Below are 15526 nucleotides of genomic sequence, written 5' to 3'. Positions count from 1 at the left end.
TTGGTATTTATTTAGATTCCATTATCAATGTAGAGAAAGATAAAACAAAAAAGAGCCATTTCGGCTCTTTTTCATATTCGTATTGTTCAAAACTTTTCCTGCCTGATCGTTAAATGTGGTTCTTTGAGCTGGAAGGCGCTTTTGGTCAAATATCCTTAATCAGGCTGAGCGCATCCTCATCGGCAATGATTGTCACATTGCCGTGCCGCTGTAGTGCGGATGCTGGGAAGTCTTCAGTAACTTCTCCTTTTATTAGGCTGTGCATCGCTTCCGCTTTTGATTTTCCAGTAGCAAGAAGGATAATTTCTTTGCTTTCAAGGATGGTCGCGATTCCCATTGAAATCGCCTTTGTCGGAACTTCCTCAGGAGAGGAGAAAAAGCGTGCGTTATCCGCGATTGTCTCCTCCGCGAGCGAGACTATTTGAGTCCTGCTTTCGAATGAAGTGCCTGGTTCATTGAAGGCGATATGGCCGTTGCGTCCGATTCCGAGCAGCTGTAGGTCGACTCCGCCAAGCGCGGCGATTCTCTTTTCATAATTGGCGCATTCCCCCTCAAGGTCGTCCGCCGTTCCATCGGGAATGAAGGTCCTCTCCGGGTTGATGTCGAGATGGTCAAACAAATTTGTTTTCATAAAGAAATAATAACTGTTAGGGTCTGTTTTTGGCAGACCGATATATTCATCAAGGTTAACGGAAGATGCCTTGCTATAGGAAGTCCCGTTTTTCCTGTGATCTTCAATCAAATATTGATATGTGCCAATTGGCGTACCGCCCGTCGCGAGTCCTAGGACAATCTCCGGGTTGGCGCGCACCTTTTCCGCAATCATTTCCCCGGCGGTTTTTGCCATTTCTGTACTATTTGATACTTTGATAATTTTCATCCTTCATCCCTCTTTCCTAACCAAAATTATTACCGTTTCTTATTATGATGGATTTTACCGCTTCCTCCAAATGATAACTTGCGGCTTATTCATTTTTATATGCCAGCACTCCGCGGCACCATGTGGCTGAGACTTCCATGTTGGAATCCAGAACGGCCAGATCCGCGTCCTTGCCTGGAGCAATACTGCCTTTTTTATCAAAAATGCCGATTTGCTTCGCGGGGTTCACGCTTGCCATCCGGACCGCATCCAGGAGGCCAATGCCGGAAAAATCGGCTGCATTCCGGACCGCATCATTCATTTTCAATATGCTCCCTGCTAGCGTGCCATCTGCCAAAACAGCGCGGCCATCCCCAACGGTTACATCCTGGCCGCCGAGGTCATAAATGCCCGCATTCAGGCACTTCGCCCTCATTGAGTCGGTGACGAGCACCATCCCATCAGGCCCTTTCGCAGAGAGGGACAGCTTGACCATTTCGGGGGAGATATGGATGCCGTCGACAATCATTTCAACGAGAAGTTCCTTGAACAAAAGCGCCGCTCCGGCTGTACCAGGCTCACGGTGGTGCATGCCGCGCATGCCGTTGTACAAATGGGTCACATGCCTTGCGCCTGCCTTGACGGCTTTTTCGACTTCCTCATAGACGGCGTCGGTATGGCCGATGGAGGCGACGACGCCAGTGCTCGCCAAATATTCAATGAACTTTGTTCCGTTTTCAAGCTCAGGCGCAGTGGTGACGAGCTTAATTAGGCCCGCGGCGCTTGATTGCCAATGTTTGAATAGGTCGATATCCGGATTGATAATGTATTCCCTTGGCTGGGCCCCCGCCCTTTTTGCATTGATGAATGGCCCTTCAAGATGGACGCCGACCACTTCCGCCTTGCCAGGGCGGTTTTCGGCTTCGCAGTAACTCGCCGCATTTTTCAGCGCATTCTCGATATTCCCATGTTCCTGGGTGATTGTCGTTGCGAGGAATGCGGTTGTTCCTTCCGCGGGCAAGGCGCTGGCAATCGTCCGAAGCGCTTCATGCGTGCCGTCCATTGTATCCGCGCCGGCCGCCCCGTGAATATGGAGGTCAATGAATCCTGGTACAACCGTTTCGGATTCCCCGATTTCATACACCTCAGCATCGGGGTGTAGTCTACTGGCATCAGCTAAAGGGCCTGCCGCAGAAATTTTCCCATCCTTTATAAAGATGTATTGATTTGTTTTGACTTCATTTTCAAAAACGATTCTGCCTTTTATTTTTAGTAAAATGGCCAAATTAACCAGCTCCATTCGCCTAAATACGTCTTGGTGCTTCCCTTAAGTATACGGTTTTTCTCGTTTCGCTGTCCAGACAACAGGTATGTACGATGATTAAATTGGCCGGCTTGATTTTGTTCCAATGAAAAAAGTGCTAAAATAGATAGAATCAATTGAATGGCTGCGCCAGAAGAAAAAGGAGGAAGGGCTATGTTGAAAGTACGTACGAGGGATATATACGAAAAGTTTGGCCTTGAACTCATTTGTGGCGGTGAAGGAATAGACAGGCCGATTACTACGAGCGATTTGTCCAGGCCCGGCATCGAGCTCGCGGGCTTTATTGATTATTATCCAGCAGAACGCATCCAACTACTTGGAATGACCGAGCTTTCTTTTTTTAATACGTTGAATCAAAGCGAACGCGTCTTAAGGATGGAGCAGCTATGCACGGATATTACTCCTGCAATCATCATTACCCGTGGCCTTGATGTTCCGGAAGAATTAATAGAAGCAGCCGAGCGGGAATCCGTTCCAGTGCTGCGCACGAAATACAAGACAACCCGCTTCTCCGGGAACCTGACCAATTTTCTTGAAAGCAGGCTCGCACCCACAACAGCGGTCCATGGCGTATTGGTAGACGTTTATGGAGTAGGGGTCCTCATTACCGGAAAGAGCGGCGTTGGTAAAAGTGAAACCGCGCTCGAGCTGGTGAAGCGCGGCCACAGGCTAGTTGCCGATGATTGTGTTGAAATTCGCCAAGAGGACCAGAATACGTTGATTGGAACGTCGCCTGAACTAATCGAGCATCTCCTCGAAATCCGTGGACTCGGCATTATCAATGTAATGACCCTGTTCGGCGCTGGAGCTGTCCGTACCAACAAACATATTATTTTAAACATCCATCTTGAAATATGGGACCAGGAAAAACAATACGATCGCCTGGGCCTTGACGATGAAAAATTGAAAATCATCGACTCCGAAATTACGAAGCTGACAGTTCCCGTTCGCCCAGGCCGAAACCTGGCTGTTATCATCGAGGTTGCCGCGATGAACTTCCGGCTGAAGCGGATGGGCGTCAACGCGGCAAAGCAGTTCACTGAAAAGCTGTCTGGTGTAATCGAGGAAGGCCGGTCTTAACTGTTTTAACCGCCTTAAGCTTTAGTAAACTGTCCAATTTTTATAGGTAGAGAGAACACTAAAAGGAGAATGAGAATGGTAGAAACGATTACACCGCTCAATCCGGTTGCGATTGACTTAGGGCCGATCCAGGTCCACTGGTACGGCATCATTATCGGGACCGGGCTGGCACTGGCATTATTTCTCGCCATGAGGGAAAGTGACCGTAGGGGGCTGCCAAAAGAGACCTTTTCCGACCTGCTTATTTGGGCAATCCCGATCGCCATCATTTCAGCACGCATTTATTACGTTATTTTCAAATGGGACTATTACGCCCAAAACCCTGGTGACATTATAAAAATCTGGAACGGCGGAATCGCCATCTACGGCGCACTGATCGGTTCCGTTTTGACAGCGTATTTCTTTACTAAAGCGCGAGGCATTTCTTTTTGGAAGCTGGCTGACATTGCGGCCCCGAGTATCATCCTCGGCCAGGCAATCGGACGCTGGGGGAACTTCATAAATCAGGAAGCCCATGGGGAAGAGGTTTCGCGGTCGTTCCTTGAAGGCTTATACCTGCCTGATTGGATTATTAATCAGATGTACATTGATGGACATTATTATCACCCGACCTTCCTGTACGAATCGCTCTGGAACTTTGCGGGCGTCGCGCTGTTGCTTTTCCTGCGCCGCGTCAACCTTCACCGAGGGGAGAGTTTTCTGGCATACGTTATCTGGTATTCAATCGGCCGTTTCTTCATCGAAGGGATGCGCACTGACAGCCTAATGCTCGGTGATATCAGGGTATCACAGTTACTAGCGTTCGGACTCATTCTGCTTGCTGCTGGATTGATCATTTACCGAAGAAAATCCGGCCTCGCCGATGCCCGTTACCTTGATAATGACGGGAAAGGGAAGTAGGCTAGTGTAGAAACATACATTTTGGATTAAGGCCGGGGAAGCTGCCCTTTAATTTATGAAGACAGTTTCGGTGGGTTTTTCCGCCTGAAAGTGTCTTCATCGGGGTTATGAAGATAGTTTGGGTGAGGTTTTTCGCTTGAAAGTGTCTTCATCGAGGTTATGAAGACAGTTTGGGTGGGTTTTTCCGCTTGAAAGAGTCTTCATCGAGGTTATGAAGACAGTTTGGGTGAGGTTTTCCGCTTGAAAGAGTCTTCATCGAGGTTATGAAGGCAGTTTAGACGTGATTTTCAACTATAAAGTGTCTTCATATGTATTTTCCAAAACACACCACTATACAAAACACAAAACGCACAAAGGGGAAAAGAGAAGCAATGCTGGTCCAATCAATCAAAAAAGGCTTGCTCGTTGGCTTAAAAACAACCTGGTCGCTAGGAAAAGTCATTTTTCCTGTCACTCTCGCCGTCTCAATCCTGCAATATACGCCTCTTTTGGCCTGGCTAATAAAAACGGTCAGTCCATTGATGAAACTGATTGGCCTGCCCGGCGACGCGGCAATCCCGCTCGTCCTTGGCAATGTGCTCAACCTGTACGCGGCAATCGGGGCGATTTTGACTCTTGATTTCAGCGTCAAGGAGGTTTTCATTCTCGCCGTTATGCTGAGTTTTTCCCATAATCTAATCGTGGAATCAACCGTTGCCCTGAAGGCGGGAGTAAAAATTTGGATTGTGCTGGCAGTCAGGCTTGGACTGGCCTTCGTGTCCGCCGCGGTTATCAATCTTGTTTGGCACGGAGGTGGTAGCCAGGCGGTTTACGGATTCATCCAGGCAAAGGCAGAACCGGCTTCCGGCGTTCTGAACATCATCCTTGAAGCCATCGGAAAAGCAGGCCTAGGCATCGTCCAGCTTGCCTTAATCGTCATCCCGCTCATGGCTGTCATCCAGATCATGAAAGACCTTCAATGGCTCGGTAAATTTTCAAAGACAATGGCGCCAATGACCCGGGCGCTCGGCATGAAGGAAAATACGTCCACGACAATGGCGGCCGGCCTTCTGTTCGGCCTAGCCTACGGGGCGGGCGTCATGATCGAGGCTGTCAAGGAGGATGGGGTCAGCCAAAAGGATGCGACGCTAGCGTTCATCTTCCTCGTCGCCTGCCATGCGGTCGTCGAGGACACACTGATCTTTATCCCGCTCGGCATCCCGGTATGGCCGCTGCTCATTATCAGAATCGGCGTCGCGATCCTCCTGACTTTTATCGTAGGGACAATCTGGAAGCAACCCGGTGTTATACAAAGAAAGGAAGTTAATTTATGAAGCCAGCCTTAGGAATCGATACCATTTTGTTTGACCTTGATGGAACCTTGATTGATACGAATGATTTGATCATCAACTCGTTCCTGCACACCCTTAACCGCTATTACCCAAATAAATACACGCGTGACGATGTCCTGCCATTCATGGGCCCGACACTCCGGGAAACATTCGAACCGATGAACCCGGAAGCTGTCGAAGAAATGATCGCAACATACCGCGCATTCAATCACGCCAACCATGACCTGCTCGTCAAGGAATTCACCGGCGTGTTTGAAACAGTAAGGACGCTGAAGGAAAGCGGCTACAATATCGGAATCGTCACCACAAAAATGCACGATGTCGTCCTCAAGGGGCTGAAGCTCTCCAAGCTTGATCAATTTTTCGATGTCATCGTCGCCCTTGACCATGTCTCCAAACCAAAGCCCGATCCGGAACCAATCCTGCTCGCCCTTGAACAGCTTGGAACAAAACCGGAATCGGCCATCATGGTAGGCGACAACTACCACGACATCCTCGGCGGGAAAAACGCCGGCACGAAAACAGCCGGGGTCGCCTGGTCGTTAAAGGGCCGCGAATTCCTTGAAAAATTTGAACCGGACTTCATGCTTGAGAGCATGGCCGACATCCTGGACATCGTCGGGGCAGGCAGGCAATGAGGCGCACGAAACGATACCCTGTCCAAGGCGCCAACTCGCTCTGGCAGGTATACAAAACAGTATCGTTTTGGAAAGTCGCCAAAAACTTCATCATCATCCAGATCGCACGCTACACCCCTTTTATCGGAATGAAAATCTGGCTTTATCGGACATTTCTCGGCATGAAGGTCGGCGACAGGACCTCATTTGCCCTGATGGTCATGCCCGACACTATGTTCCCCGAGCTAATCAGCGTCGGGCAGAATAGCGTCATCGGCTACAACACAACCATCCTCGCCCACGAATACCTGATCAAGGAATACCGGCTAGGCGCAGTCCATATCGGTAGCGAAGTCATGATCGGCGCCAACTCGACCATCCTGCCCGGAGTCACAATCGGCGACGGCGCCATCGTCTCGGCCGGCACCCTTGTCCACAAAGACGTCCCCGCCGGCAGCTTTGTTGGCGGAAACCCGATGCGCGTCATCTACACCGCCGAACAACTTGCCCAGCGCTGGGCCGACGACCCGATTTATGGCACCGTGAAAACGGAATAAACGGTTCACTTCTTTTTTTGGAAAAAGGGACAAAGTATGCGCGCCTACCCAATTTGGACACCCAGAACCCCGTTCGGCTTAGGCCGTGCCGGAACCTGCTCAACGCAGCTCCCGGCACGGCCTTTTGCATGCGGCCTGGACTCACGTCCCACAATTGTCCGCTCTGCCACAAAATTTGTTCCCAGCTGCTGAATAGGGGAGCGCTCCGGTCCGCTGCTAGCAACTGCTTATTATCCGCTTTTTTATGCTAGCAAATTGCTATTAGATTGCTAGCGATTCCCGGAGAGTTCCCCGACTTATCCTGAAGTTTTATTCGTTTATTCTGAAATTTCACTAATTTATCCTGAATTTCGTTTGTTAATCCTGAAATTCCGCCATAGTTGAAAATGGTCGAGTTCGTCCTTAACTTTTTCAATTCTCCGAAACTGATTATCTCTTTCCTCAAGCAGTCTGGAAGTTTCAGAGTTTAATCCCCGGGCCGTCAAATTTGTGATATACTACTTAAGTTATTACATTAGTGGAGGACTTCATGGGGAAAGATTCGAAAGCATTTAAAGGCAAGGGGAAGCTTCTCTCCTTTTTCCCGACAGGTGAGTATTATTTTACAAAAGGGCTGAAGGCCTACCACCGCAGGGATTTTGATAAAGCAAAACGATATTTAGAGCGCGCATTCCAGCTGGAGCCCGGCGAACCGATGATTGCCTGCCAGCTTGCTTTGGTGTGGACGGAAATCGGCGGGTATGAAAACTCGAACCGGCTTCTCCACATGATCCTGGATGAGCTTGATCCGGAAATGACTGAATGCCATTATTTTTTAGCGAACAATTACGCCCATTTGGGTTTCTTTAAAGATGCCAGCCACCATTCACGCCTCTACCTTGAACTTGAAGAGGATGGGGAGTTTGCCGACGACGCAGAGGAGCTGCTAGAGCTGCTGGTTATGGAAGGCTTCGATGACGAGGATGAACTGTTTGAGGAAGATGACCTGATGGTACGGCAGGAGGAAGCACGCAATCTGCTCGAGTCGGGTTATTTTCCGAAGGCAATCGAAATGCTGACGTCAATTGTCGAGGAATATCCCGAGTATTGGTCGGCATACAACAACCTGGCTTTGGCCCATTTTTACCTTGGCGAAACTGAACAGGCACACGCGGTACTTTATGATGTGCTTGAGAAGAATCCAGGGAACTTGCACGCACTATGCAATTTGCTTGTGTTTGCCCATTACCGCCGGGATAAAAAAGAGACTGCAAGGTTGATAGAAATCCTGAAGAAAATCAAGCCGATTATGACGGAGCACCAGTTTAAGCTTGGCGCGACCTTCGCTTTGTCAGGCGAGTATGAGCTTGCGTTTGAATGGTTAAGGAAGCTGCATAAGCGCGGATATGAAGGCGATTCCCCGTTCTACTATTGGTTTTCGTATGCGGCCTACTATACCGGGAGGGAAGAGCTCGCACAAGCCCTTTGGAAAAAGGTTATTGCGATGTCACCCGACAAAGAAGGCGGCGAGCCGTGGAATAATGACGGCGCTTCGGGAGGGATTGAAACCCAGTCCCGTTCAATCATCCAAAAGCTTGGCAGCGATTATCCGGAAGAACGACTGTTTGGGATTTTCCTTTCTTCTGTTTCAAAAAACAGGCAGGAACTTTTCGAATCAAGCGTGTTTGATGAAAGCGGAAAGTTTGGCGCGCTTGAACGGGCTTATCTTGCCTACCTAAAGGAAGGCAAGCGTTCACCGGCTGCTGATGCGCATGATGCAGCGGAGATCCTCTACCAGACGTATCGGCCGATTGGCGCTGTTGAAGCCGGCTTGTATTTGATGTGGTTCTCGGTGTTCGAGGAAGCAGAAAAGCGGGGGTATAGCCTGAAGAACGCTGCAGGCTGGGCGGCCGGAGTCGCGTATGTATGGCATAAATTGCGGAACGATAAGGTGCCTATGGACCAGCTTGTCGACCAGTATTGCGTTTCATCGGGAACAATCAGGAAATATGCCAAACTCATCATGGGCTGCATACAATAGGGCAAAGAATGAAATGGCAAGCTGGAATGGTCCGTTTTTCCAAGAATCCCAGCGGTTTTGCGCGGCGGGGAAAGGAAAATCGGGGATGGCCCGGCAACGGCCGAGTGAGCAGATGGTTGGACTCGAAGCCTGTTGTTTTATAGGATAGATGTGATAAGGAAAGACTATTCGTGGATTGCAACCATCGTTCGATATAAGGAGTGACAGGCATGTCGGAAGAAAAAATTTATGATGTCATCATCGCTGGCGCGGGGCCTGCCGGAATGACAGCAGCGGTGTACACATCGAGGGCCAATTTGTCCACGCTCATGATTGAGCGCGGGATTCCCGGAGGGCAAATGGCAAATACGGAAGAAGTGGAAAACTATCCTGGATTTGATCATATCCTGGGGCCGGATCTCTCGACAAAAATGTTCGAGCATGCGAAGAAATTCGGCGCGGAATATGCATACGGAGATATAAAAGAAGTGATCGACCACGGCGATTACAAGACTGTTGTTGCCGGAGCGAAGGAATACAAGGCGTATTCTGTCATTATTTCCGCAGGAGCGGAATACAAGAAGATCGGTGTGCCTGGCGAGAAAGAACTTGGCGGCCGCGGCGTATCTTACTGCGCTGTTTGCGATGGCGCCTTTTTCAAAAACAGGGAACTTGTCGTAGTCGGCGGCGGGGACTCCGCTGTAGAAGAAGGCGTGTATTTGACAAGGTTTGCCACAAAGGTGACCATCGTACACCGCCGTGATGAACTGCGCGCGCAGAAAATCCTTCAGGACCGCGCTTTTGCGAATGACAAAGTGGATTTCATCTGGAACCATACAGTAAAGGAAATCAACGCGAAGGATGGCAAGGTCGGCAGTGTTACGCTTGTTTCGACGGTTGACGGCAAGGAAACGGAATTCCCGGCGGATGGAGTTTTCATCTATATCGGCATGGTGCCGCTCTCCAAGCCGTTTGAAGGCCTAGGCATCACGAATGCAAATGGCTACATTGAAACGAATGAGCGCATGGAAACGCGGGTTCCGGGTATTTTCGCGGCTGGGGACATCCGTGAAAAAACGCTCCGCCAAATTGTCACCGCAACAGGAGATGGCAGCATCGCGGCCCAATCCGCCCAGCATTATGTTGAAGAGTTAAAGGAGTCCCTGAAGGAGAAGCAGGCATAACCCAATCCGGAAAACTAAGAGCCTGTCGAAGAATGGGTAAGCTTGTCTTTAAAAATTAACGCCATTTTAATTTAACTGTAACAAAAGTGAAATAATGGTAGGGTATCATAAAAATAGAAATTGACCCCCTTTTTATATACCCTTCAGCACGGGCTCTTGTCCGTGCCCTTTTTTTGTTGTTTTTTCCATGCCAGCTAATAAGAAAACTTATTTTCCCTTCATTGTGGGGGAATTTTAAAAATAGTATAATGTATAGAATCAGGGCAGGAATGTCGTTTTAAATTCCCGCTTTGCCATAATTGAGGTGGAAGCCATGCAAAGGGTAGCCAATTGCGTATTGATGAAGGATAGCGAAATACTCCTCCTGCAAAAGCCGCGGCGGGGTTGGTGGTCGGCACCGGGTGGGAAAATGGAGCCGGGTGAATCCGTCCGTGACGCCTGCATCCGCGAATACAGGGAGGAAACGGGCATATACCTGAAGCATCCGAAGCTAAAAGGAGTATTTACAATCATTATTCAGGAAAACGGCCAGACCGTAAATGAGTGGATGATGTTCACTTTTTTTGCGAAGGAATACGAGGGGAAACTAAACGAAATTTGTGAGGAAGGGATTCTCCAGTGGCATTCTGCTGACAGGGTTGCCGGCCTGCCGATGGCTCCTGGGGATTACCATATCCTTGAATATACTATTCATGGTAACGATATCATTTTTGGAACATTCACATATACACCGGAGTTTGAATTGATTGGTTACCGGCTTGATCCAGGTTGAAAAGGGGGAATCACGAATGAGCACGGGTTCAGTACATGGTACACAAATGGTCATCATTACAGGCATGTCGGGTGCCGGCAAAACAGTCGCTATCCAAAGCTTCGAGGATCTTGGCTTTTTTTGCGTCGATAATCTGCCGCCAACTCTTCTTCCCAAGTTCCTTGAATTGATGAGGGAATCCGGGAACAAGATGAACAAGGTTGCCCTTGTCATGGACTTAAGGGGAAGGGAGTTTTTTGACCACTTATTCAAAGCGCTTGATGAACTTGCCGACGCAGACTGGGTGACCCCGAAAATCCTATTTCTGAACGCCGATGATGCCGCTCTCGTCAGAAGATACAAGGAAACACGAAGGTCGCACCCGCTGGCAAACTCCGGGCTGCCTCTTGAAGGCATCAGGCTTGAGCGTGAACTGCTTGAGGATTTGAAGGGTAGGGCCCAGGTTATCTACAATACAAGCGATATGAAGCCAAGGGAGCTTCGTGAAAAAATCCTAAACGAATTTTCGGAAGACAAAGAAACGATTTTCACCGTAAATGTCGTGTCCTTCGGCTTCAAGCATGGCCTGCCGATCGATGCGGACCTCGTCTTTGATGTAAGGTTCCTGCCGAATCCCCATTATATTGAGCACATGCGCCCGAAAACCGGCCTTGAAACCGAGGTTTCGGAATACGTCCTGAAGTGGAGCGAAACGCAGAAATTCCTGGCGAAAATAACCGACCTGCTAAGCTTTATGCTTCCCCATTATAAAAGGGAAGGGAAGTCCCAGCTTGTCATCGCGATTGGCTGTACGGGAGGCCAGCACCGTTCGGTAACCTTGGCTGAATACATTGGCCATTATTTCGAAAAAGATTATAAAACTGTCATTTCCCATCGGGATATTGCCAGGCGAAAGGAAATAACGACATGAATGGCGCCGCGCAACCAAGAGTCGTAATCATAGGAGGCGGAACCGGCCTTCCCGTCCTGCTTAGGGGATTGAAACGTTATCCCGTCGATATTACAGCAATCGTAACGGTCGCGGATGATGGGGGGAGTTCCGGGCGGCTGCGTGAAGATTTGAACATACCGCCTCCTGGGGATGTCCGGAATGTACTTGCCGCGCTCTCAGACGTCGAACCCCTGGTGGAGGAGATGTTCCAGCACCGCTTCGCTACATCCAATGAACTTTCTGGCCATTCGCTCGGAAATTTGATTCTCGCCGCGATGGCTTCAATTACAGGGAATTTCACACATGCAATCCAGGAAATGAGCAAGGTTCTGAATGTTAGGGGAAAAGTGTTGCCTGCAGCAACGCGCAGCGTCGTCTTGCATGCTGAAATGGAAGATGGCACGGTTGTGTCCGGGGAATCAAAAATCCCATATTCGGGCAAAAAAATAAAAAGGGTTTATTTGACTCCTTCCGATGTCCAGCCGCTTCCTGAAACGCTTCAGGCCATCAGGCAGGCTGACATGATCATCATCGGGCCAGGAAGCCTTTATACGAGCATCCTTCCTAATCTCCTTGTAAAAAAGCTTGGACAGGAAGTATGCCGGTCAAAAGCCAGGAAGGTATATATTTGCAACCTGATGACACAGGCGGGAGAAACGTTCGGATATACGGCGAGCGACCATGTGCAGGCAATTTACAAACATATGGAGTACCCCTTCATCGATACAATTCTCGTCAACAATGAGGAAATTGACGAACATATCCAGCTTCGCTATAAGGAAGAACTGGCCCATCCGGTTAAATATGACACGGAACGTCTGGAAGAGCTTGGCATCCAGGTAGTCCATAAGGAAATTGCCGTCCAGGATGGCACCGCCCTTCGCCACGACACCAAGAAAGTATCGGCGATTCTTTATTCCATGATTGTTGAGGAAACGAACAAGCGCGGAAACAGTTGAACTTGCATCGCTATTGGACAGCCTACGCTATAAATCCTGCCGGCAGAAGTTCCTTTTAATGCCTATTGTAGGCACTTGGTTTTTGGGGTATGATCGGATATTGGCAGTTTTTTTGCTAAATCCCGGTATAAGTGAAACTAAGTTGAGGCTTGCCCGTACAATAAAAGCGAACCTTCATAGTGGGGGTTGGTTTATTCCTCAGTGAGTGCCCATTAGAAAATGAGTTAGAAAGAGTATCGTTCTGGAGGTGAGGAATTGTCTTTTGCATCAGAAACAAAAAAGGAATTGACGGCAATTGAAGGAAAGCCATGCTGTAATTTAGCAGAACTTTCCGCCCTGATCCGGATGAACGGCTCGCTTTCCTTTTCAAACAGGAAGCTGATGGTGGATGTCCAGACAGAAAATGCCGCGATTGCCAGGCGTATTTACACACTGATCAAAAAGAATTATCCCATCCAGGTCGAGCTGCTTGTCAGGAAAAAGATGCGCCTTAAGAAAAACAATGTATACATCGTACGCCTGGCCCAGGATACAAAGGAAATCCTCGAGGATTTAAAGATTCTTGGCGAAGGCTTCACAATTATCCACGACATTTCGCCGGATTTGATCAAAAAGAAGTGCTGCAGGCGTGCATACTTGCGCGGAGCATTTTTAGCAGGCGGCTCTGTCAACAATCCTGAAACATCATCGTACCATCTTGAAATAGCTTCACTTTATAAGGAGCACAATGATTCGCTGTGCGAATTGATGAATACATTCGGGTTGAACAGCAAAACGCTTGAACGGAAAAAAGGCTTTATCACCTATTTAAAGGAAGCCGAAAAAATCACCGAATTCCTGAATATTATCGGAGCCCACAATGCCCTCCTCCGCTTTGAGGACGTCAGGATTGTCAGGGATATGAGAAACTCTGTAAACCGGCTTGTGAACTGCGAGACGGCCAATTTGAACAAAACAATTGGTGCATCGCTCAGGCAGGTAGAAAATATCCGTTACATCGACCGGACAGTAGGCCTTGAAGTTTTGCCAGGAAGGCTTCGGGAAATAGCGGAATTGAGAGTGGCCTACCAGGACGTGACGCTAAAGGAGCTGGGTGAAATGGTTTCCGGAGGGACCATCAGCAAATCGGGCATCAACCACCGCCTTCGAAAAATCGATGAAATCGCGGAGAAACTAAGGGCAGCTGAACAGGCGCCGAAATAACAGCCACCGATGTGGAAGATGTGTCGCATAGGATCTTCAATGGGAAAGAAACAGCAACAGGCAGCTGCCGTAAAAGAGATATAGAGGAGGAAGAATGTGATGGTAGAAAAAGAAGTGGAAGTAAAATTGAAAACCGGCCTCCAGGCGCGGCCGGCTGCCCAGTTCGTACAGGAGGCTAACCGTTTTTCAGCGGATGTCTTTTTACTGAAGGACGGCAAGAAAGTGAATGCAAAGAGTATTATGGGCCTAATGAGCCTGGCTGTCAGCTCGGGAGCGGTTATCACCATTGCGGCCGATGGCCCCGATGATAACGCCGCCGTCGAAGCACTCGCACAGTATGTTTCGAAAGAAGATTGAATTTTTTGAAAGCGGATTCGTTCTGGAGTGAACGGGTCCGTTTTTTTTTTACGGATATGTGTTGGTGACGCCCAGAGTGTAATCGAAGGGTGACTAAGGACGTCTAATTCTTAAATGCGGAGAAGGGAGAACCCGCCTTGAGGATTTGGATGGTTTCGATTATAGTTTTATTTATGATTTTAGCAGGCTGTAAAGACAGTAAAGAAGCAGTTAAAGGCCAGTCCGATTTAAAAGGAGTAATTCAAGAAGTAGATAGTGATGAAAACCGAATTTTGATTGAGGATGGAGAAGTAGGTCTCGTATGGGTTACGCTGCCTATCCATGGGAAAATTGATCGCTACAGTAAGGGAGGAAGTGGTCGTCTGGGTTGACGGAGGAATAGATACATCGCTTCCCTCACAGGCAAGGGCGCTAAATATCGAAATCGTAAAGTAGCAGTCTGTTGTATCCCATCACCACCACAACAGCCCGCCTCCAATCGGAAACGGGCTGCAATCACAACGAGTATTATTTATCTTTTTTCTCTTCAACAATATTACGAGTGATGATATGGTCGACGAGGCCGTATTCTTTAGCGCGCTCTGCAGTCATGAAGTTGTCGCGGTCTGTATCCCTTGCGATTACTTCAAGCGGCTGGCCAGTACGCTCGGAAAGGATGGTGTTCAGCTTCTCACGAAGGAACAGAATCCGCTTGGCGGCGATTTCGATTTCGGTTGCCTGGCCTTGCGCGCCTCCTAACGGCTGGTGGATCATTACTTCAGCATTCGGAAGGGCGTAACGCTTGCCTTTTGTTCCGGCTGCAAGAAGGAACGCACCCATGGATGCCGCCATGCCGATGCAGATGGTTTGGACATCCGGCTTTATGAACTGCATCGTATCATAAATGGCCATCCCCGCCGTGATGCTGCCGCCTGGGGAGTTGATGTAGATGGAGATGTCCTTTTCAGGGTTTTCCGCCTCAAGGAACAGGAGCTGGGCGACGATCGAGTTGGCAACATGGTCGTCAATTCCGCTCCCAAGCATAATAATCCGGTCTTTTAACAGGCGTGAATATATATCATATGCTCGCTCGCCCCGATTTGTTTGTTCAATGACTGTAGGGATCAAATTCATAAGACTGCCTCCTTAAGAAACATTTTAAGATTTCCTTATGTAAGTATCATACAATGATGGTCAATAAAGGTCAAACGAATCGCTCAATAGATAAGGTTTTGTTCGAACTTTTTCCATGTTAGCCATCTTACCCAACGTTCCCCATTTTAAACATAATCTGTGCTTGCAAAGATGATTGGTTTCCACTATAATATGAAATTGTGATGCAAAAATATGCCCTCGTGGTGCAACGGATAGCACGCAAGATTCCGGTTCTTGAAATTCGGGTTCGAGTCCTGACGAGGGCGCTACTTTTTAAAAAATCAACGGTTCCTGACTCGGGGCCGTTGATTTTTTTTGT

At 48.6% G+C, this 15526-nt stretch carries 17 protein-coding genes and 1 tRNA gene; 15 read left to right on the top strand and 3 right to left on the bottom strand.

What is annotated here, in order from left to right:
* Positions 1-145: 145 nt before the first annotated feature.
* Together nagB and nagA are read right to left on the bottom strand one after the other, a co-directional pair.
* On the bottom strand, positions 146-880 hold the full coding sequence (gene nagB / locus V1499_RS20720) for a glucosamine-6-phosphate deaminase (protein WP_409272198.1): 735 nt from the start codon (positions 878-880) through the stop codon (positions 146-148).
* Positions 881-965: 85 nt separating this feature from the next.
* Complete coding sequence (gene nagA, locus V1499_RS20715) at positions 966-2144, bottom strand: N-acetylglucosamine-6-phosphate deacetylase (protein ID WP_409272196.1); 1179 nt, start codon at positions 2142-2144, stop codon at positions 966-968.
* Between the two features lie 192 nt (positions 2145-2336).
* Here nagA and hprK point away from each other — a divergent pair, with 192 nt between their 5' ends.
* From hprK to V1499_RS20645, 14 genes are all read left to right on the top strand, one after another.
* Positions 2337-3263 (top strand): HPr(Ser) kinase/phosphatase, encoded by a 927-nt coding sequence (gene hprK, locus V1499_RS20710; RefSeq protein ID WP_409272195.1) that lies wholly within the window; start codon positions 2337-2339, stop codon positions 3261-3263.
* Between the two features lie 75 nt (positions 3264-3338).
* A complete protein-coding gene (gene lgt, locus V1499_RS20705) occupies positions 3339-4163 on the top strand; it encodes a prolipoprotein diacylglyceryl transferase (RefSeq protein ID WP_409272194.1) in 825 nt (274 codons plus the stop codon).
* A gap of 371 nt (positions 4164-4534) precedes the next feature.
* Positions 4535-5476, top strand: a complete 942-nt coding sequence (locus V1499_RS20700; protein WP_409272192.1) for a nucleoside recognition domain-containing protein — start codon at positions 4535-4537, stop codon at positions 5474-5476.
* Positions 5473-6132 (top strand): pyrophosphatase PpaX, encoded by a 660-nt coding sequence (ppaX, locus tag V1499_RS20695; protein WP_409272190.1) that lies wholly within the window; start codon positions 5473-5475, stop codon positions 6130-6132. Before V1499_RS20700 ends, ppaX begins: the two co-directional genes overlap by 4 nt.
* Entirely contained in the window at positions 6129-6668 is a 540-nt protein-coding gene (locus tag V1499_RS20690) for an acyltransferase (protein ID WP_409272188.1), read from the top strand. The genes ppaX and V1499_RS20690 overlap by 4 nt, the downstream gene beginning before the upstream one ends.
* Positions 6669-7197: 529 nt before the next feature.
* A complete protein-coding gene (locus V1499_RS20685; protein WP_409272186.1) occupies positions 7198-8688 on the top strand; it encodes a tetratricopeptide repeat protein in 1491 nt (496 codons plus the stop codon).
* Positions 8689-8897: 209 nt separating this feature from the next.
* Positions 8898-9851 (top strand): thioredoxin-disulfide reductase, encoded by a 954-nt coding sequence (trxB, locus tag V1499_RS20680; protein ID WP_409272184.1) that lies wholly within the window; start codon positions 8898-8900, stop codon positions 9849-9851.
* A 313-nt stretch (positions 9852-10164) separates the two neighbouring features.
* Complete coding sequence (locus V1499_RS20675; protein WP_409272183.1) at positions 10165-10623, top strand: NUDIX hydrolase; 459 nt, start codon at positions 10165-10167, stop codon at positions 10621-10623.
* Between the two features lie 16 nt (positions 10624-10639).
* Positions 10640-11533 carry an RNase adapter RapZ gene (rapZ, locus tag V1499_RS20670; protein ID WP_409272181.1) on the top strand — a complete coding sequence of 298 codons (894 nt, stop codon included), beginning with the start codon at positions 10640-10642 and terminating at the stop codon, positions 11531-11533.
* Positions 11530-12513, top strand: a complete 984-nt coding sequence (locus tag V1499_RS20665) for a uridine diphosphate-N-acetylglucosamine-binding protein YvcK (protein ID WP_409272180.1) — start codon at positions 11530-11532, stop codon at positions 12511-12513. Before rapZ ends, V1499_RS20665 begins: the two co-directional genes overlap by 4 nt.
* Positions 12514-12768: 255 nt before the next feature.
* Positions 12769-13716 carry a DNA-binding protein WhiA gene (gene whiA, locus V1499_RS20660; protein WP_316572341.1) on the top strand — a complete coding sequence of 316 codons (948 nt, stop codon included), beginning with the start codon at positions 12769-12771 and terminating at the stop codon, positions 13714-13716.
* Positions 13717-13815: 99 nt separating this feature from the next.
* Positions 13816-14073, top strand: coding sequence for an HPr family phosphocarrier protein (locus V1499_RS20655; RefSeq protein WP_409276355.1), 258 nt, complete (start codon positions 13816-13818; stop codon positions 14071-14073).
* 137 nt (positions 14074-14210) lie between these two features.
* The gene (locus tag V1499_RS20650; protein ID WP_409276372.1) at positions 14211-14444 is read left to right on the top strand and encodes a hypothetical protein; all 234 of its coding nucleotides are present in this window, start codon (positions 14211-14213) and stop codon (positions 14442-14444) included.
* Positions 14395-14508: a DUF3221 domain-containing protein gene (locus V1499_RS20645; RefSeq protein ID WP_409272179.1), complete on the top strand. Its 114-nt coding sequence runs from the start codon at positions 14395-14397 to the stop codon at positions 14506-14508. Before V1499_RS20650 ends, V1499_RS20645 begins: the two co-directional genes overlap by 50 nt.
* A gap of 72 nt (positions 14509-14580) precedes the next feature.
* On the opposite strand, the gene clpP is transcribed toward V1499_RS20645, so the two are convergent.
* Positions 14581-15186: an ATP-dependent Clp endopeptidase proteolytic subunit ClpP gene (gene clpP / locus V1499_RS20640; RefSeq protein WP_409272177.1), complete on the bottom strand. Its 606-nt coding sequence runs from the start codon at positions 15184-15186 to the stop codon at positions 14581-14583.
* A gap of 215 nt (positions 15187-15401) precedes the next feature.
* On the opposite strand from clpP, the gene V1499_RS20635 reads away from it, so the two are divergent.
* Positions 15402-15473 (top strand) — tRNA-Arg (locus tag V1499_RS20635).
* Positions 15474-15526: the final 53 nt, after the last annotated feature.

The organism is Neobacillus oceani, from assembly GCF_046237595.1.
Classification (GTDB): Bacteria; Bacillota; Bacilli; order Bacillales; family Cytobacillaceae; genus Bacillus_D; species Bacillus_D oceani.
The sequence above is the reverse complement of the archived record's forward strand: the minus strand, read 5'-3'. Positions and strand labels throughout refer to the sequence as shown.